The organism is Paenibacillus sp. MT124, from assembly GCF_058792755.1.
The window spans coordinates 3,619,566-3,637,450 of sequence record NZ_CM179500.1 but is presented as its reverse complement, the minus strand read 5'-3'; the positions used below and the strand labels follow the sequence as shown (position 1 = coordinate 3,637,450).

The following is a 17,885-nucleotide window of genomic DNA, read 5'->3' as shown; positions in this document are numbered from 1 at the left end:
AAAAAGTATTACCGAGTAGGGGGGGACCAGACCTTCATCAATATTTGCCTGTTGTGATTACTGTGTTAATTTACTCGTACGTTAGTCAAAAAAAGTGAAGAAATGTTCTGGAAAAAATCTCGTTCACTTGTTTTCAAATAATCATTGCAATAGCAAGCTGTATTTTTTCACTTGTCGTATTATTAGTGACTCAGCAACAATTCATGTGAGCAGCTGGCTAACAATCGGTTGCTTTTTGATATGTTCTTTGCAAGATACCTGGAGGGTAGGTCAAAAGCGTGGCTTCATGCATGTAAGATTATTTCCTTTACTTAGGTTAGGATCAAGGCGTATAATCCGTTCAGACATCAGAGAGAGAAGAGGAGAATTGGATTCATGAACAACGGGTTAGTCAACGCTATAATAGCTTATATCATGTGGGGGGTTCTCCCACTCTATTGGAAATTATTCAACGATGTGCCAGCAGGCGAGATTCTGTCCCACCGTGTCGTCTGGTCGTTTGTCTTCATGGGTATTCTCGTGGCTGTCCAGCGCCGCTGGGGAGATATGAAGCGGATTGCTGCTAATCGGTCACAGCTGTTATCGCTCGCCACAAGTGGACTGTTGATCGCAGTGAATTGGCTTATTTTCATCTGGGCGGTCAACAATGGGCACGTTGTTGAGACGAGTCTAGGTTACTACTTGAACCCACTGCTAAACGTACTGCTAGCCGTTGTTTTCCTTCATGAGAAGCCAAACCGCGGTCAGTGGCTCGCCATTGCTATCGCAGGTGCCGCGGTGCTCATTATCGCCATCGACTATGGTCGTTTTCCATGGGTCGCGATCTCGCTGGCTGCATCGTTTGGCTTGTATGGACTTGCGAAGAAAAAAACGGTGCAAGACGCTTCTGTAGGCTTGTTGTCGGAGACGGGTGTAGTGCTGCCCATCGCGCTAGGCTACTGGATCTATTTGGCGGTCGTAGGAGAATCGACTGCATGGACGCTGTCTTCGTCTATGTTCATCGGCCTGCTTCTTTCTGGCGTGGTAACAGCGCTGCCGCTGTTATTTTTTGCGCGTGCTGCTGCACGGATGTCACTGTCCACACTCGGATTCGTACAATACATCGGGCCAACCATCATGCTGTTCCTAAGCATATTTGTATTTAAGGAATCAGTATCGCCGGTTCTCCTTGTTGGGTTCGCGTTGATCTGGACTTCACTGATCGTATATGCGATATCATCAGTACGTGGCACGAAACTCGCGAAAGCTAACTGACGGCAGGAGAGATTGGTTTTGTCATCTGGGGCATTACTATCCAATGGATGGTAATGCCCCTTTTGCGGTTTTACTTCAATTTAAATATTTGAACCATCATGAACAACACAAATGAGGGATTCGTATTATAGAAAGTCCAAAATGGTTTAATCATTTTTTGGTTTAGAAATGCCTTATAGGCATTCCATGATATCAGTTATAGGTATTTGTATTATATGAAATACGCCATACAATAAAGATATAGGAGATCCGATCATTCGAGTGCACCGAAGATCCAATAAGAAACATTATCCTCGATATAAAAGCGAATTAGCTTGTTGATGTTATTCACAGGCTGAAATAAGTGCCCCAGTTGGGAGAAGAAATAATCCCAATGCCGTTTTTGAGTTCAAAGATGAAAAAGAAAATAATGTTTTATGTAAATTCATGAAAAAACTTTAGGATAAGTAAGAGATTTCTTATTGTTAAACTCCTTATCCCAACTGAACTGTAAATAGTCGTTCAGATCATCCTATATATCACGACAGGAGATGTTTTTTTTGCTAACCAATAAGAAATTATTAATATTTATTCTGACAGTAGGGGTCTTTGGTATCCTAAATACGGAGATGGGAGTCATAGGCATACTGCCTACCATTGCTCAGAACTTTAATGTGACAGTTACGCAAGCCGGATTGCTAGTAAGCCTGTTCGCACTAGGGATCGCTATCTCGGGTCCGATTCTACCGTTGGTATTCTCTGGACTGGACCGACAAAAAGTGATGCTGCTTGTACTAGGCATTTTCGTTGTTGGAAATGTGGTTTCCGTCTTTACCACCAGCTTCACAGTTCTGCTCATCGCACGGATTGTTCCGGCTCTTTTTCATCCGATCTATATGTCTCTGGCTTTCACCGTAGCTGGATCATCTGTAAGTCAAGAAGAAGCTCCAAAAGCAGTCGCCAAAGTTTTCATTGGAGTTTCAGCAGGCATGGTAGCTGGTGTGCCCATCGTTAGTTTTATCGATAATACCTTTTCCTATGAAATGGCTATGACGTTCATCGCAATCGTTAACATCATTGTGTTTGTCGCAACGCTGCTGTTTGTGCCTTCCATGCCCGTAAAGGAAAAACTCTCGTATGGCGCCCAATTTTCGGTACTTAAAAGACCGGTATTATGGATATCCATGATCGCAGTTTTATTATTAAATGCATCTGTTTTTGGCGTGTACAGTTATGTGACAGAATATTTATACGCCGTGACTCATATGTCACCACAATGGACCAGCATGACATTACTTCTGTTCGGAGGAGCCAACATATTAGGCAACATCATTGCTGGGAAGGTGCTTACGGATTATCCCGCGAAGTCTGTCCTTATGTTTCCACTCTTATTGGGTATTGTTTATATTGTATTTTTTGCAATTGGAGAGTACAGAGTACCTGTGACGCTTCTGACGATTTTGTGGGGAGTTTTGGCCGGGGGAATCATGGCCAATCTGAATCAGTATCTGATTTCATCCGTGGCAGGGGATGCTCCTGACTTTGCCAATGGATTATTTGTGACCTCCTGCAACGTGGGTACAACAATAGGTTCAGCCTTTGGAGGTTTACTAATCTCCACTATGGGGGTGGAATATGTTATATTAGTCGGTATCTTCAGCGTTGTATTAAGTTTGATTATGCTTTTGATCAGAAGCTATCTGAATAAATCAGCCGAAAAATGGACTGCGTCCTTATAAATAAATTCCCCTCATGGAATTCTTAAGTTCCAGAGAGGGGGTTATTTTATTTTAAAGCACGAGATCAGGATTCTGAAAGTTTGCCTGAATTTCTTCGAGAAATTTCTCAGCAGCAGCAGAAAATAATTGATTCTTTCTCCAAACAATACTCAAATCCGATTCCAGCTTGGGCTCCAGCGGTCTAAAGCAAAGGTTGCTATCGGGTGAGGTGTTGACAATCTTATGAAGAGATATCGCATAACCGACACCTTCTTCGACCATGATCGCTGCGTTATATGCCAGATTAAATGTGCTTACCACGTTTAACTTTTCAAAATGTTCACCAAACCAGTTACGAAACTCATTTTTGGAAAAGGTCTGTTTTATAGCCTGTCTTGAACAAATAAGAGGGAGGTCTAATAGATCGTTCACTTGAATTTGTGTTTTCTTAGCCAAGGGACTGTCTTTTCTCATGATTACCCCCCAAACATCTTTGGCTGGAATATTTACATAGTTGTATTTAGACAAGTCAGCAGGTTGAATTAAAATTCCAAAGTCTAGTAAACCTTTATCTAATCTCTCCGTAACATCGTCTTCATTACCACTATAGAGATGATATCGAATCTCAGGAAAGTGTGCTTGTATATTCCTAACGAGTCGTGCAATTTGCTTCATTGCATCGGTCTCACCGCCACCAATAAATACATCTCCTCGGACGGTTTCTTCCATGGATTGAAATTCCGATTCCAGTTTCTCCATCATGTCCACAATTTCTTCTGCTCTTTTCCGCAAAAGCAATCCCTCTTCCGTAAGGACAATATTGTGGCTGCTCCTAACAAATAATTTCTTTCCCAGTTCTAGTTCCAGCTCTTTGATCTGTCTGGAAAGTGTTGGTTGAGTCAGGTGCAGCAGATGGGCAGCCTTCGTCATATTTCCTTCTCGTGCAATAGCAAGAAAATAACGAAGCACTCGAACGTCCATTGAATCTCTTCCTTTCAAAAAATATAGGTGGTTATTTTAAATTTGGAGCCTATCCATGATCTTATCAGATAAGATGTCATTTAAAAAATCAATTCATACTAATTTGGTCAGAATGACTGATGTTATGTTCGATAGAAGATATACTTCTGTTTATTACATTAATCATCAGTCGCAGGCAAATGCCCTGTATTTTATTCTTTTATTATGTTGGTTCCAGTGTTAGTGGAACTGTCGGGGGGGGGATATTTAGAACGCCATTCTCAAATGAAATCCATAGTGATTCGGTCATGAAGGGTCTTTTATAGATTATTGGAGAACATAACCGTTATGAGAATCTAAATATTATATGAACCGTTGATTTCAAGATCAACAGTTTTTTGATGTGTACCTTTGATCTGTAAACAAGTGCATTCGGGCTCCTAAATCTCCTGGTTTGATCTCAGGGACGTATCCTCCGAGAAAGGCGTGATCTGCTAGTTTGTTGTCGCTCTCTGCTAGTTACACCTCGAATTGTGGAGCGTATCATTAGATTCGTGCAGAAGATATGCCTTCAGAAAGATTGAATATTCATTAACAACCGGAACAGAGGAGAAATGCATCATGGATATGGGATTAGATAACAAAACAGCGTTGGTAACAGGTTCCACGAAAGGAATTGGCAAAGCGATTGCCATCGAGTTGGCCAAAGAAGGGGTCAACGTGCTGATTAATGGACGGAATTATGAAGATGTTGAACGTGTCGTCGGAGAGATCAAGTCGGCGTACCCGAGTACTTCGCCTCAGAATGCGGCAGCTGATATCGTCAATGTTGCTGAGCGCGAAGCGTTGTTTGCAAAGTTCCCGCAGGTTGATATTTTGGTAAATAACACCGGGATTTATGAGATCATGTCTTATTACGATGTAGATGACGCCGTGTGGGAAAAATACATTCAGACCAATGTGCTTTCCGCAAATACATTAACCAAATATTACATGCCCGCTATGCTGAACAGCGGATTTGGCCGGATCGTCTTTATAGCGAGTGAAGAAGCCGTGATGCCAGGTCATATGCCGCAATATGCCGTTACCAAATCCATGCTGCTCTCGTTATCGAAAAGCCTGTCCAAGCTGACAGTGGGAACGGAAGTAACGGTCAACACAATCATGCCTGGACCAACACTTTCGGAGAATGTACAACAGATTATCGAGAGCGTTTATCAGGATGAGAACATGACTTTTGAAGAAAAAGAAACGACATTCATGGCTGCGAATCTCCCGCAATCTGAGCTGCAGCGTTTCATCAGACCGAGCGAGATCGGCAGACTTACTACATTCGTATGCAGCCCTTATGCAGCGCCATTTAAAGGTTCACCGATTCGTATGGATGGAGGAATGGTCCCAACAATTTACTAAAAATCCACGGCTTGGAAATGAATTATAGATGATATTCCCGGTTGCGGGTATGTTCGTTTTCAATGATCGGATGTTGGTACAATAGTAGTTATTGTAATCATTTAGTGCTTGAAAGTCACAGGTTGGCGAACTTAGGGGCTCGCCTTTTTTTCGTTAGCTGCACTTTTCTTCTGATATGCAGTTAACTTGTCTCCATGTACATTATTGTTGCATAAACAGTTGATAGAGTATGATACCGCTGATCCAGAAGTTATCCTTGTCTTCTTAATTAACGGCCCTTTTCTAGTCGTACCTTAGCAATTTATTGGAAGTCGCTATTTTGCGGCTTTTTTGTTTTGACAGGACTATTCCTTTAGGAGGGGGATATCTATGTATTGGAATATTGTGTACAACTATCACGGTGACTTGCTGCTGCTATCTATATTTTTTATATTGATTTTTGTTGTAAAACGGTTTTAAGTGCCGTAATCTTATTTTGATTGAAATATCAATTATATTAGTTATTAAAGTAACTTATTGAGAAATGGAGAATAAGCTTCGATGAAGTCATCTGATTTAACCCGTCCATTTTACTTTTTATGGACGACCCAGACTGCTGCGAATGCAGCAGACGTGCTTTACATCATGGCACTTACAGTCCTGGTCCTTGATCGAACTGACTCTCTTGTATCGGCAGCGCTTATGCCGCTAATGCGCAGCGGAGCCCAAATGCTGAGCAGTTTGATTGCGCCATTACTGATTAATCGTTTCAAGTTGTCCAACCTTCTATTGATGTCGCAAGTGGGACAATTTTTGTTATTCATTGGCCTGGCGGTTTATTTACAGTTTAACGGAGAGGCTTCATCATTTGTTTTGGTGTTTTTGCTTGTATTCGTGATGTCTTTTCTCGATGGATGGACAACTCCGGCTCGTAATGCACTTGTTCCGCGTTTGGTATTGCGTGAGCAAGGTCTGCTCAAAGCCAACGGACTGCTTAGCGTCAGCGACCAGATTGTGCAATTTGCGGGTTGGGGACTAAGCGGTATCATCGTTGCATTTATGGGAGCTAGCCCCACATTATTGCTCACCGCTGTTATTTATGGTCTGGCCGCGGTATTTACGCTGGGTGTCAAAGAACCCGTGAGATCTGAAGTCGTCGAAAAGGAATTAAATGCAATTTCTAATCCCATATCGGAAATTGGCACATCCAAATGGCATACGTTAACTGAAGGCTGGAAAATGATATGGGAAACACCTCGCCTGAGGGTGCTAACCTTTATGGACATTATCGACATGCTCGGAGCATCCATTTGGGTAGGCGCATTTACCCTTGCTTTTGTACAAGTTGCACTTGGTCAAGGCGAAGAATGGTGGGGATTTATTAATGCAGCTTATTTTGCAGGGACCATAGGTGGTGGTTTGCTGGTACTGGCATTGGCACGGATTATCGGTAACCGTTATGTATTGGTGATGATGATTGGTATGGCTGGATATGGAGTGCTGACCGCGCTTTATGCACTTAACACGCTGCCTTTTGTCGCTCTTATTTTAGTTATGTTAATGGGGCCATTCGCGGAACTATCCGTAATTAACCGCCGCACATTAATTCAGCAAAGTGTTGACAAACAGCTGCTGCCTAAGGTGTTATCTGCTCAAGCTTCACTTATGCATCTCGTATTTTGCATTTCGCTGCTGGGCATGGCTGGACTTGCCGAATACATCGGGATTGTGAATCTCTATTTGTTCGCGGCTGGACTAACCATTCTAGCTCTCTTGGTAGGTTTGCTGAGCTACCGGGCTTTCCGGGACCAAGCCGATCATACCCATATAAGCAGGTAATTTCATGCCATGTACTAAGAATAAGAACCGAAAAGGTAAACTCAAAATCACGGGCAGTCTGCGGAATGGCAGTCTGCCTTTTTTAATACATAAAATTTGAATCTGTTTGTATGATTAAAAAATTTAAGGATCTAAGAAGATATGAGGTGTAAACGCTACTGACATACCGTGGTCAGTAGCGTTCATTTATGATTTACAAGGGTGAAGCTTGCTTTAACCCCCAAAGTTGTTTTGGCATTGTATCTTTTATTGTAGAAAGGATGTACTTTTATGAATTTTACTTCTGTACGTGTGATTACCGACGACGTGGATCGTCTTGTCGAGTTCTATGAGGAAGTACTGGACATCACAGCGGAACGTCCAGCGCCAGTCTTTGCCGAACTCGTTCTGCATTCGTGCACTCTGGCTATAGGTCACTCCCAGACAGTACCACTGTTCGGTGTTGGCTCCGCAGTGGCTGCTGATAATCGCAGTGTCATCCTCGAGTTCCGTGTTCACGATGTCGATGCCGAATACAAGCGCTTGAAGCCCATTGTTGATGACTGGGTGAAGGAACCGACTACGATGCCGTGGGGGAATCGTGCGATATTGTTCCGTGATCCCGACGGTAATCTCATTAACCTCTTCCAGCCGGTGAGCGAGGAAGCGATTAAACGGTTCAGCGGTAGAGGTTGAAAATCTATCTCTAGTTTACCGAATCAAAGCAGCTGATCCATATGATCAGCTGTTTTTGATGTGTTTCTAACCTAACGAAAGGATAGCGTCTGAGCTAGAGATGACTCAATAATCTTGTTATATGAATAGCATCCCTATTGAAAATAGCTGTATCAAATCCATAATATTGAATTTATTTAGTAACTTTTTCCGTATTCGAGCGTTTAATAGTATGACTTTTAATAGATTGAAATTTGCGAGGGAGCGAAAGGGGAAGAAATAAAGAATGAATTTGAAAAAGAATATGTCCATAATCACGGCGGTAGCTGTACTTCAAGCTTTTACAGTTGGTTCAGCGAGCGCACAAACCGTGGATCAAGGGGAAGCGGCAGTTGTAACGCCTGCCAAAGTGGAATCCGTAGAGGTCATGAAGAAAGAACAGCCGCTTACCGAGAATGAAGTGAAAATAAAAAGCAGCACATCATCAAAAGCTGAATCTACTGTAAAAGACACTGAAGCCTCTAAATCAGCAGTCGTTGAGACAACACCGGCGGCAGAAAATGATCCGGCTGCTGTTGATCAAGCAGCAACAACGAATGAATCCGAGGAGGGTACCGCGAACCAGGAAGGAACTGCCGAGGATGACAAGGCGCCAGCTACTCCAGCTACTCCGGCTCAAGTCGAGCAACAACCTGCAACAGGAGATTCCACTACTGGTACATTAGGTGGAGACCTTACATTGTACATGAACAGCAATAAAATGGAGCAGGATGGAAAATCGTACCTTGCAGGCCAGCCAATGACTGTCAAAAACGGTGTATCCTATGTTGCGATTCGTGCATTGGTGGATCGTGTGGGATACGGAGTTAAATACGATAACAAAACCAAGGAGACCATCATTATCAGTGGTGACAATGAGCTCCGATTCCAAACAAACAGCAAGGTTTATACCGTTAATGGTGAGTCCAGAACGATGAAAGGCCCTGCGTATCAGCAAAAAAATACGTTTATGGTGCCGTTAACTTCCATTACTCAAGCGCTGAACATTTCCTATAAAGTGAATCAGTCGGCAAAAACCGTTGTGCTCAATCTACATAAGAAACCTGTTGCAAGCTTTGTGATTTCCCAAAAGGAAATTTTTGCGGGAGATACTGTGGATTATGTGACTTCCTATAGTTCTCCAAACGGTCTGGAGATCACAAGCGAACGCTGGACAGGTCGTCAGGATTCGTTTGATCAAGCGGGTACATATACCATTTCATATCAAGTTCAGGATTCAAACGGCCAGTGGAGTGATCCCTATTCGGTTACCATTCAAGTTTTGCAGCCTAATCTTCCACCTGTAGCCATGTTCACAACGGACAAGGACCAATATAAAATGGGCGAAAAAATAACGTATTTGGATCAAAGTACAGATGATGAAGGCAAGATTGAGAAAACGGTTTGGGATAACAATCCGCTTGCATTCTTTGAACCTGGACCCAAAACGGTAACCTTGACCGTCACAGACAACCATGGGGCTACTGATACGTATTCCAAAGTCATAAACATAACCAATGAGACGTTATATAATGTTTCGGATTTTAATTTACTTTTCACACCGGTTGGACAGAAATTTACCTTTAATGGTGGCGAAGTGACTTCCATGGAGAAAGTACCTTATACGTATAGGGATGAGGCAAGTCTGCTCATCCGCAGCAACAGTCCGGAAACGGTTAATACGGAAGGCATTGTGTACCAGGAGTCTTCTTCAGGGCAAACGCGCTTCATGATTCACCATGTAAACAATACAGGCAAAAGAGTAAAAATGTATGTTATTGCAACAAATAACAACCCATATCCAGCAGTATTCGAGCAGCAAAATATGGGCTTCGCAGGACCGACACCGTTTGCTACTGTAGCCGGCAAATTGTCTATTGATAAATGGTTTAAGTCGATACAGACTGGAGCGGATCAAAAGAAAGAATATTTTGAACCAGGGGAAAGTAAACTGATTTTGACCGAACTCAATAAAACTCCGATGAAAGAAGGACAAGTAATCTCACTGTATTCGGATGCATTCAGCGATTATTCCCTGGATTATAACGTTATTCTGGTTGAAGAAAATAAAGACCCGTTCGAAGCGTTACCAACGCTGCCTGTACTCGATCGTGACGGTGTGCACAACCGTGGCACATACCCGAATGCAACTCGTGTTATAACCTACGACCAGCAAGTGGGAGCCACACCAGCGCGATTGCCCCTTGGAGACAATGCCAGTGACCCGAATTTGGTTGGAACGGATCCGATGGCTTACACCGATGCATCCAATGCAGGTAACTTTGGGGTGTTATACAAAATCACGTTAAGCAATGTTGCTCCGCGTACACTGATCTCGTTTAACCCACGTGGAGGAAAGTACTTTGGAGTAGCTCTTGTGAACGGTCAAGTTGTACAAATTGTCGATGGTAGCTTATCGATCAACACGTCCAGTGAACAAAGCGTACTATACCGAACAGGATCCTCTTCGGAAAGTGTAACGATCCTTTTCTCAGCAGCGCCAGGAAGCAACCTGCCAGTTAACCTGCTCTTTACACCGCTGCCAATGGAGAAGTAGGATGTTGTCTTATATATGAATTTTGAGGGACTATTATATGCTCCAAAAGAAAGTCGCTATTACAGCGGCTTTTTTTTGCTATATCTGTACGAGTTCTGAAGCGAGAGTCGATAACAAGAGAGTTTGTATCATTTCATTTACTATGGACAGACAGACTGGGTATGATTCAAGCCGGATGACAATCTATTATGTGTGGGTTTACGCAGGGAAATATTAAAGCTATAATAGACATCCGAAGTCTGTATTGGTGAGTGAAAAACCTTGGTGTAATCTAAACCTATAATCTTGGATTTTAAAAAGGGATTGTGGCAATGAAATGATAATGTTAAGCAAAGGTGGCGGGAAGATGGAAATATTCGAAAATCAGCATTGGATGATCCAGCAAACCAGGGAATTAGCTATTGTGAGGAGATTACTCAAGAAGATTACGTGAGAGAGGTTGAACTACTAGGCGGAGCATCGATACGGAATTTGCATGTGCATGTAGCTGATTGCTATCGAGTTTGGTTAGGTGTACGTGCCCTTCAGCAATCAATTGCTCAAGTGAAACCGCAATCCATTGAAAATGTAGGAGATATGCGTCAATTATTCAAGAGGACGGATGACCTGATGCAACAATTTTTGAGGGATTTTAGAAATGAATGGAACCCTGAAGTTCGGGAATCTTGGCATAGTGACAGTGTAGAATTAACAGAATTATGGTTATTTACACACTCCATCACTCACGAATTTCATCATCAGGGACAAATCTTAAAAAAGGTCGGCATCTGGGTTATATCCCACCCAAAATGAACTTGGCTAAACGTTAAGCATCGTTCAAACCGAAAAAATTGCTCCTCAAAAATGTTGCCTGGCATCGTTAAATGTTACATATCTTTCATATTGAATTGCATACGTGCGAGCATGTCTGTCATCATGGCAACTTCTTCCTCACTGAAATCAAGCAGCATCTGATGAACGAACTGGTTACGATCCTGTTTGAAGTTGGCTATATGCGTGAGTCCTTGTTCCGTTAACCGAACGAAGGTTTCTCTTTGGTCAATGGGATTTCGTCTTCTTGATACGAGTCCATCGGCTTCCAGCTGCTTCAAATGGCGTGTAATGGCAGCACTGTCGATGTGAATGGCTTTTTGCAAATGGCTTTGAGTCACCTCTTCATGAATATAGAGATGATACAGCAGAACATATCGTGAGGAACTAATCCCCGTACAACGTTCGAATTTGGGTTTTAGCTGATTGCTTATATTTTTAAGTAGAATTAATAGGTTTTCTTGCTCCAAAGAACAATTCATGTTGTGCCCCTCCTTGAATGGTGCCGAATGTCTTAGAAGAACAGCCTGGTTAACAAGGCACATCCCTTCCAAGACATTCAGCAGCTAAAGGCAACTATATCACAATGTGATGGCTGCTCGCATCATGCATGCAGCTTATTTGATTTAAGCCCAGAATGTAGTTTCTTCTGCGGGCAGGCGGTAGGAGGTATATCCCTCGCTCGCAGCTTTACCGATGGTCAGCAGCATGACTGGAACATAACGTTCTTTATCCAATCCAAACACTTCGGCAATTTGATCCTTTTCATATCCACCAATTGGATTGGTATCATATCCATGCGCACGGGCAACGAGCATTAATTGCATGGAAACTAGACCGGAGTCAAGCATAATGACATCGTTCATTTCAGCATCAGACATGCTGTTATAGATCGGTTTGAATGCATTCAACTGAAAGTCCTTAACATCTTGCGGCATTAATCCGAGCTCAACGGCTTTTCCATAGATGTTTTCGGCATAATCAAAGTTGTTTTTGTCCGCAAATACGGCAATCACAGCTGAAGCTTGAGCTACTTTTTCTTTGTTGAAGCGGGACAGTGGTACGAGTTTGTCTTTTCCCTCTGGTGTATCCACAACAAGGAAACGCCAAGGCTGCATGTTAATGGAGGAAGGAGCAGTGCTTGCTTCGTTGATCATTTGAGTCATTTCTTCTCTGGAAATTTTGACGGATGGATCATACGTCTTAATCGAGCGGCGTCCGTATATAATTTCATTAAAATCGTTTGTTTTTTGAGATGGTTTCATAATCATTTCTCTCCCTTTGTCTATTTAGTTGATGCATCAATATTTGACTAGTCAATAGTTGATATGTCAAATATAATTAAATTCATGAAACATTGCAACCTTTTTATTATGTTAAAATATTACAAAATATGAGATGAACTAATGCATTGTTCAATTGCACAATAAGAAAATAAGCGTTTGTCGAATGTGGTTGATTGGAATTGATTTGGCGAATTTAAAGTATGAGAGGAAGAGGGGATTGTCGAAATGAAGACAATTAAGGCTATGATGGAGCATCTGTACTGGGCCGACGGACGCATCTTGGACGCGCTTCAGAAAAGTGAGACGAAGAACAAAGACCTGTTAAAGCTGGTTAGGCATGTCGCGGTTGCAGAACGTGTCTGGCTATCCAGATTGCTTGGCAAGGATAGCAGGCAGTATTCGTTGTGGGAGGAGGCAGAAGACCTCTCGGTGATCCGGTCGATGTTCGAGGAAAACGCCAAGCAATATCGTGTCTATATGGAAGTACTTGATGAATCCCGGTTGGACGAGATGCTTGACTACGTGAACCAGAGTGGGGTTCTCTTTCAAACGTCTGTCCGGGACATCCTGTCACAGGTTATCTTACATGGGCAATATCACCGGGGACAGATCAACCAAGCGCTTCGAATTAATTCGGCAGAGCCTGTCCCAATCGATTACATCACGTTTGCGAGGCTATAACGGCGGCTCATAATCACCATTAGACTGAATTGAAGTGGCTTTGAGATAACACTTGAAGCTAGCTCAATAAAAATAAGTACGGGGAATAACAGCTAATAACCAAAGAGTTGAAAAAAATAGAAAGGAGCTTCTGCTACCAGCTCCTTTCTTAGGTAAATGAATTGTTATTAATGTTCTAAATCAGTTCACTGACGCTCTTGCCACAAACAAACCATGAGGTTCAAAGACCTTTGACGGCTGTATAGTCGGCCCTAATTCCCGTTCGTATTTGCTAAGCTTTTGGCTCCATCAACATGATATGACATTCTTTTATGGCGGATGGCTTGATCTCTATTCCTTTCGGGATAATAATCATCTCATCCTTGTAAATCTTCACTTGCCTATCACGGAAATCAATGATCATTTCCCCTTCGATCACGAAAAATACCTTATCTGTTTCTTCATGAACATGCCAATCGAACTCTCCGGCAATCTTTACAAGCTTAATTTGATAGTCATTCATTTCACCAATTAATTTTGGAGTCCATTGATCATGAATTGTAGATAGTTCCTCACTCAGTTTAATAACTTGATAATGGATCGTAATCACTCCTTATTTTTATGTACTTTGCTTCACAAGAATGCAAACACCGAAACTGGCGATTCACCACCTGGGGTTCGTACCATAGCACTTTGGGATGATCAGACATTTACGTTTTTTACATACGCAATATTCCCGACATCTTGTTTTCTTGGCTTGCTATTAGCATATAATTTTTATTTTCAGTTTAAAATGGATACCTGTTGAAACTAACATGGATTATTGGTGAATCTCTGCCTATACTCGGTGGGAGAGAGACCAAATTGTTTTTTGAACACTCTACTAAAATAAAAGGGGTCTGTAATACCAACAGCTTCTGCAATCTGCTGTACTGAGACATCACTTGTAATTAACTTTTTTTGCGCCATGTTAATGCGGTATTTCAGTACATATTCTGCTGGCCCCATACCAGAATGTCTTCTAAACACATAAGAAAGTCGATTTCGATTAACGTTATAATGCTCTGCGAGTGAGGGTATTGTAAGACATTGGTAATAGTGTTCATGTATGAATTTTGATACACGTTGGAATAGGGCATGTGATTCACTGCTAGTTTGCCTATTATCCGCACATATTAATGCTTCATTCAATACATCACGAAACAACATTTCAGTCTGAAACATCGAAATTCCGCCTTGCTGATTATACACATGCCAAAGCCGCATGATTAATTCGCTTAGGCGGGGGGAATCTCCGGTTGGCAATTCAAAATGTTGATGAGAAAAGGACGACTCTTTTAATTTTGAATCATGTGTCCGGTATAACACAAGAATATACTCCCAGTTAGTGTCACCAAACATTTTTTGTTCAAGTTTCATTTTCGCTCCCCCATGAACAATTTTCCCTGGCGTAAAAATATAAGGCATTCCATTAAAATGAAATTGTATTTTCCCTGTCAAGGGGAACACAAATCCCGGGAAAGAATCTGTATAATCTGCGTAGGGCACTCCAGATTTATTACTATATCGGTATACTCCTTCTACTTGAAAAGGAATTTGTGCAAAGTGTTCTGCTAGTAGATTGATGTTTATGTTCACAGTGCGACCTCACTTCAATAGTAGTTTGTGATTAAATTTTGAAGTTAATTAATCAATGTATTTCCTATATTCACATTATTGATAACGATTATCATTGTCAAGAATGAACGTACTAATGCTCACCGGGATAATAGAATGAGTTCAGAAATTAAATAACATGAGAATTTTTTCAACAGGATCACCTTGAGACATTGGTGCTCCTGTATTGTCTGTGAATCATTTACGCCGGCGTGAAAGCACGTATTATGAGGCAAGCGGCAGCGTGTCTAATGTGAAAATCGATCGGACTCGGATTAGCTACTAAATATACAATAGTGAGGAAACCTACAAAAAAACGAAAAACCTGCTGCAGCCTTTTTCCTATAAACAGGACGGTGCAGAGGTTTTTTGTTGGAATACGATAATTCTCGCTGTAGCTGTCTCTAAAAGAGAGTATATCTTAGTGGGCTTAAATAATTCCCTTGTCCATCGCTTTGACGATCAGCGTAGCAAAAAGGCTGTTAGACCAGGCGAACCACTCACGTGAAAAGTCGGAGGGATCATCGGGGTGGAAGCCTTCATGCATATATCCGGTATCTGCATCAGTCCTGATCAGCATATCGATTAATTCATTCATTTCCTCATCATTATCCGCTGTTAGTGCCTGCATAGACAGTGCCATATGCCAAACATAACCCCCTGGCGTATGCGGACTGCCGATGCCTTTGGCATGTTTACCCTCGAAGTAGAACGGGTTGTCGAAACTGAGAGCAAATCGGCGGGTGTTTTGATATATTTCATCCTCCACCCCTACATAACCAATATAAGGAATAGATAGTAATCCCGGTGTGCCAGCATCATCCATCAGGGAATAATTCCCGAATCCATCCGTTTCATAGGCGTAGATTCGACCGTATTTCGGATGATTCACAATCCCGTACGTCCGGATGCCGAAGTCAATTTCCTTGCGCAGCTTTGCTGCTCGGGCAGCCAGTCTTTCGTCCTTATAGATAACGCTGGCGATCTCACGGATATACCCCAGAATCACCACAGCGAACATGTTGGAGGGGATGTTGTAGCCGAATTCGCAGCTGTCATCACTCGGGCGGAAGCCCGACCAGCTCATGCCGGTATAGTTGACAGGCATGCCGCGTCCGTTATTGTGCAACGTCTCCGTATCCTGAAGCGTCTGCCGGATAAAATGGTAGGACGACTTCTCTCCGTGGTACTGCTCCGTTTCAATAAGGTTCACAATGGAGCTGAGTGCTTGGTAGCATTCGGTGTCGAAGATATCGGTTTGCTCCGCTTCCTTCCAGTACATATAAGCCAGCTGAACGACAAAGCAGAGGGAATCCAGCTCGTATTTGCGCTCCCACATCCAGGGATTTAAATTGCAATCATCCGTAGTCCGGTAATGCTTGTCGCTTGCTGTTTCATTGAATGCATTCGTGTACGGGTCGATATTCACATAGAACATCTGCCGCGCAATCAGGCCGCGGAGAATCCGTTGAAGCTCAGAGTCGTTTTTGGCAAACGGAATGTAGTGGCGCACCTGCTCCGTAGAATCGCGCAGCCACATGGCTGGGATATCGCCAGTAAATACAAAAGTGGTGCCGTCTTCAAGCAGCTTGGTTGTCGTCTCAAGTGTATTAGGGAAGCAGTTGCGGAACAGCTTTTGCAATTTGGGATGATGGGCAAGGTGTTCGTCGGCCTCATTCAAATACTCGGTAATGGAAGATGGCAGGTTCATAGTCATAACTCCTCCTACGTAGTTAGGGTAAGGCTGCACGGTTCATATTAGAAATCTTCTGATATCATCCGTGCGTGGGGTAGCCTTGGCATTCGTAGCAAATGTTTGCATACTTGTCTGTTGATCACAATATGTAACTTTTGCAGCGTGAAGGGAGGTTCATAATTCACACATTATAGCCATCCTTCATCTAGGGGTATTTACATCTTGGCAAGCCGAAAAGTACCGCTGCAGCAGGGTTTTACGCGCTTTCTAATATGACAATGCACAACCTACATATTTACGGTGTCAGCTAGGTTTCACTACAATTTGAATTGTAAGCGCTAGCATAGGAGAGGTCAGCTACATGCAAAGCGGATACAAATTTATTTTATGTAACGAAAAAAACCATAGAGAGGAGTGGGAGAATGAAGGTGAGTCATGCTGCAGTATCCGTAAAACCTTCATTAAAGAACAAATCCCTTGGCAAAAGAATCTGGAAAAATTGGGAGCTTTATTTGTTCATGCTTCCCGCGTTGTTGTATTTCCTCGTTTTTCATTACGGCCCGATGTACGGCATTCAGATTGCTTTCAAGAATTTCGTACCTTCAAAAGGAATTACAGGCAGTGAATGGGTTGGCTTTGACCATTTTGAACGATTCTTCAATTCCTATTTCTTTTGGGATCTGCTCTGGAACACGTTCAGCATCAGCTTCTATGAACTCGCAATCGGGTTTCCACTTCCGATAATTCTGGCGCTAGCCTTTAATGAGGTGCGGAACGGTCCGTTCAAGAAATCGGTTCAGACGGTAACCTATGCTCCGCATTTCATTTCCGTCGTTGTTATGGCGGGGATGATCATTACCTTTCTGTCGCCTTCCAGTGGAATGATCGTCCGGTTCATCGAATTCCTGGGCTTTCAACCTGCACAATTCCTGACAGACCCGGCCTGGTTTAAGACGATTTATGTTTTCTCGGGCGTCTGGCAAAGTACAGGGTGGGGTACAATTATTTATCTTGCGGCTCTGTCTGGCGTAGATCCCCAGCTGCATGAAGCGGCCATTATGGATGGAGCGAGCCGGATTAAACGGATGCTGCATATCAATCTGCCGACCATTGTACCCACGATTACAATCATGCTGATCTTAAATATGGGGAATATCCTGGGCCTTGGCTTCGAGAAAATTCTGCTGCTGCAGAATTCACTCAATATGGAAGCCTCCGACGTAATCTCGACTTATGTCTACCGCGCCGGCCTGGTGGATGCCCAGTACAGCTTCTCAACGGCTGTTGGCTTGTTTAACTCGGTCATCAACGTGATTTTGCTTGTTACTGTCAATCAGATTGCCAAACGTACCAGTGAGAATAGCCTCTGGTAGAAAGGAGTTGAG

The 17,885-nt window shown here is 42.7% G+C and carries 15 protein-coding genes; 9 read left to right on the top strand and 6 right to left on the bottom strand.

The features are described 5' to 3' along the window. The first annotated feature begins 375 nt into the window (after positions 1-375). Both rarD and AC3RCI_RS16475 read left to right on the top strand, forming a co-directional pair. On the top strand, positions 376-1,254 hold the full coding sequence (rarD, locus tag AC3RCI_RS16480) for an EamA family transporter RarD (protein WP_492525548.1): 879 nt from the start codon (positions 376-378) through the stop codon (positions 1,252-1,254). A 539-nt stretch (positions 1,255-1,793) separates the two neighbouring features. Further along, complete coding sequence (locus AC3RCI_RS16475) at positions 1,794-2,972, top strand: MFS transporter (protein ID WP_492525546.1); 1,179 nt, start codon at positions 1,794-1,796, stop codon at positions 2,970-2,972. Positions 2,973-3,023: 51 nt separating this feature from the next. Here AC3RCI_RS16475 and AC3RCI_RS16470 read toward each other — a convergent pair whose 3' ends face one another. Next, the gene (locus AC3RCI_RS16470) at positions 3,024-3,932 is read right to left on the bottom strand and encodes a LysR family transcriptional regulator (RefSeq protein ID WP_492525544.1); all 909 of its coding nucleotides are present in this window, start codon (positions 3,930-3,932) and stop codon (positions 3,024-3,026) included. 600 nt (positions 3,933-4,532) lie between these two features. Between AC3RCI_RS16470 and AC3RCI_RS16465 the strand changes: the two genes are divergently transcribed. The 5 genes from AC3RCI_RS16465 to AC3RCI_RS16445 all read left to right on the top strand — a co-directional run bounded on the left by AC3RCI_RS16465 (position 4,533) and on the right by AC3RCI_RS16445 (position 11,184). Beyond that, on the top strand, positions 4,533-5,324 hold the full coding sequence (locus AC3RCI_RS16465) for an SDR family NAD(P)-dependent oxidoreductase (protein WP_492525542.1): 792 nt from the start codon (positions 4,533-4,535) through the stop codon (positions 5,322-5,324). Between the two features lie 540 nt (positions 5,325-5,864). Further along, positions 5,865-7,142, top strand: a complete 1,278-nt coding sequence (locus AC3RCI_RS16460) for an MFS transporter (RefSeq protein WP_492525540.1) — start codon at positions 5,865-5,867, stop codon at positions 7,140-7,142. A gap of 270 nt (positions 7,143-7,412) precedes the next feature. Next, on the top strand, positions 7,413-7,817 hold the full coding sequence (locus tag AC3RCI_RS16455) for a VOC family protein (protein WP_336781773.1): 405 nt from the start codon (positions 7,413-7,415) through the stop codon (positions 7,815-7,817). 265 nt (positions 7,818-8,082) lie between these two features. Continuing rightward, complete coding sequence (locus AC3RCI_RS16450) at positions 8,083-10,392, top strand: copper amine oxidase N-terminal domain-containing protein (RefSeq protein WP_492525539.1); 2,310 nt, start codon at positions 8,083-8,085, stop codon at positions 10,390-10,392. 369 nt (positions 10,393-10,761) lie between these two features. Then, positions 10,762-11,184 carry a DinB family protein gene (locus AC3RCI_RS16445; RefSeq protein WP_492525538.1) on the top strand — a complete coding sequence of 141 codons (423 nt, stop codon included), beginning with the start codon at positions 10,762-10,764 and terminating at the stop codon, positions 11,182-11,184. A 74-nt stretch (positions 11,185-11,258) separates the two neighbouring features. Here AC3RCI_RS16445 and AC3RCI_RS16440 read toward each other — a convergent pair whose 3' ends face one another. Then, complete coding sequence (locus AC3RCI_RS16440; protein ID WP_110823002.1) at positions 11,259-11,684, bottom strand: MarR family winged helix-turn-helix transcriptional regulator; 426 nt, start codon at positions 11,682-11,684, stop codon at positions 11,259-11,261. A 144-nt stretch (positions 11,685-11,828) separates the two neighbouring features. After that, positions 11,829-12,467 (bottom strand): nitroreductase family protein, encoded by a 639-nt coding sequence (locus AC3RCI_RS16435; protein ID WP_221804591.1) that lies wholly within the window; start codon positions 12,465-12,467, stop codon positions 11,829-11,831. Between the two features lie 246 nt (positions 12,468-12,713). On the opposite strand from AC3RCI_RS16435, the gene AC3RCI_RS16430 reads away from it, so the two are divergent. After that, a complete protein-coding gene (locus tag AC3RCI_RS16430) occupies positions 12,714-13,169 on the top strand; it encodes a DinB family protein (RefSeq protein ID WP_492525536.1) in 456 nt (151 codons plus the stop codon). A gap of 271 nt (positions 13,170-13,440) precedes the next feature. Here AC3RCI_RS16430 and AC3RCI_RS16425 read toward each other — a convergent pair whose 3' ends face one another. The 3 genes from AC3RCI_RS16425 to AC3RCI_RS16415 all read right to left on the bottom strand — a co-directional run bounded on the left by AC3RCI_RS16425 (position 13,441) and on the right by AC3RCI_RS16415 (position 16,515). After that, positions 13,441-13,749, bottom strand: coding sequence for a cupin domain-containing protein (locus AC3RCI_RS16425; RefSeq protein WP_492473206.1), 309 nt, complete (start codon positions 13,747-13,749; stop codon positions 13,441-13,443). A 209-nt stretch (positions 13,750-13,958) separates the two neighbouring features. After that, entirely contained in the window at positions 13,959-14,786 is an 828-nt protein-coding gene (locus tag AC3RCI_RS16420) for a helix-turn-helix transcriptional regulator (protein ID WP_492525534.1), read from the bottom strand. A gap of 448 nt (positions 14,787-15,234) precedes the next feature. Continuing rightward, positions 15,235-16,515: a glycoside hydrolase family 125 protein gene (locus AC3RCI_RS16415; protein WP_492525532.1), complete on the bottom strand. Its 1,281-nt coding sequence runs from the start codon at positions 16,513-16,515 to the stop codon at positions 15,235-15,237. Between the two features lie 407 nt (positions 16,516-16,922). Between AC3RCI_RS16415 and AC3RCI_RS16410 the strand changes: the two genes are divergently transcribed. Next, entirely contained in the window at positions 16,923-17,873 is a 951-nt protein-coding gene (locus AC3RCI_RS16410) for an ABC transporter permease (protein WP_095357637.1), read from the top strand. Positions 17,874-17,885: the final 12 nt, after the last annotated feature.

Coding starts and splice junctions, on each gene's coding strand:
- rarD (WP_492525548.1), top strand. CDS start 376: ATGAACAACGGGTTAGTCAACGCTATAATAGCTTATATCATGTGGGGG.
- AC3RCI_RS16470 (WP_492525544.1), bottom strand. CDS start 3,932: ATGGACGTTCGAGTGCTTCGTTATTTTCTTGCTATTGCACGAGAAGGA.
- AC3RCI_RS16465 (WP_492525542.1), top strand. CDS start 4,533: ATGGATATGGGATTAGATAACAAAACAGCGTTGGTAACAGGTTCCACG.
- AC3RCI_RS16460 (WP_492525540.1), top strand. CDS start 5,865: ATGAAGTCATCTGATTTAACCCGTCCATTTTACTTTTTATGGACGACC.
- AC3RCI_RS16455 (WP_336781773.1), top strand. CDS start 7,413: ATGAATTTTACTTCTGTACGTGTGATTACCGACGACGTGGATCGTCTT.
- AC3RCI_RS16450 (WP_492525539.1), top strand. CDS start 8,083: ATGAATTTGAAAAAGAATATGTCCATAATCACGGCGGTAGCTGTACTT.
- AC3RCI_RS16440 (WP_110823002.1), bottom strand. CDS start 11,684: ATGAATTGTTCTTTGGAGCAAGAAAACCTATTAATTCTACTTAAAAAT.
- AC3RCI_RS16435 (WP_221804591.1), bottom strand. CDS start 12,467: ATGAAACCATCTCAAAAAACAAACGATTTTAATGAAATTATATACGGA.
- AC3RCI_RS16430 (WP_492525536.1), top strand. CDS start 12,714: ATGAAGACAATTAAGGCTATGATGGAGCATCTGTACTGGGCCGACGGA.
- AC3RCI_RS16415 (WP_492525532.1), bottom strand. CDS start 16,515: ATGAACCTGCCATCTTCCATTACCGAGTATTTGAATGAGGCCGACGAA.
- AC3RCI_RS16410 (WP_095357637.1), top strand. CDS start 16,923: ATGAAGGTGAGTCATGCTGCAGTATCCGTAAAACCTTCATTAAAGAAC.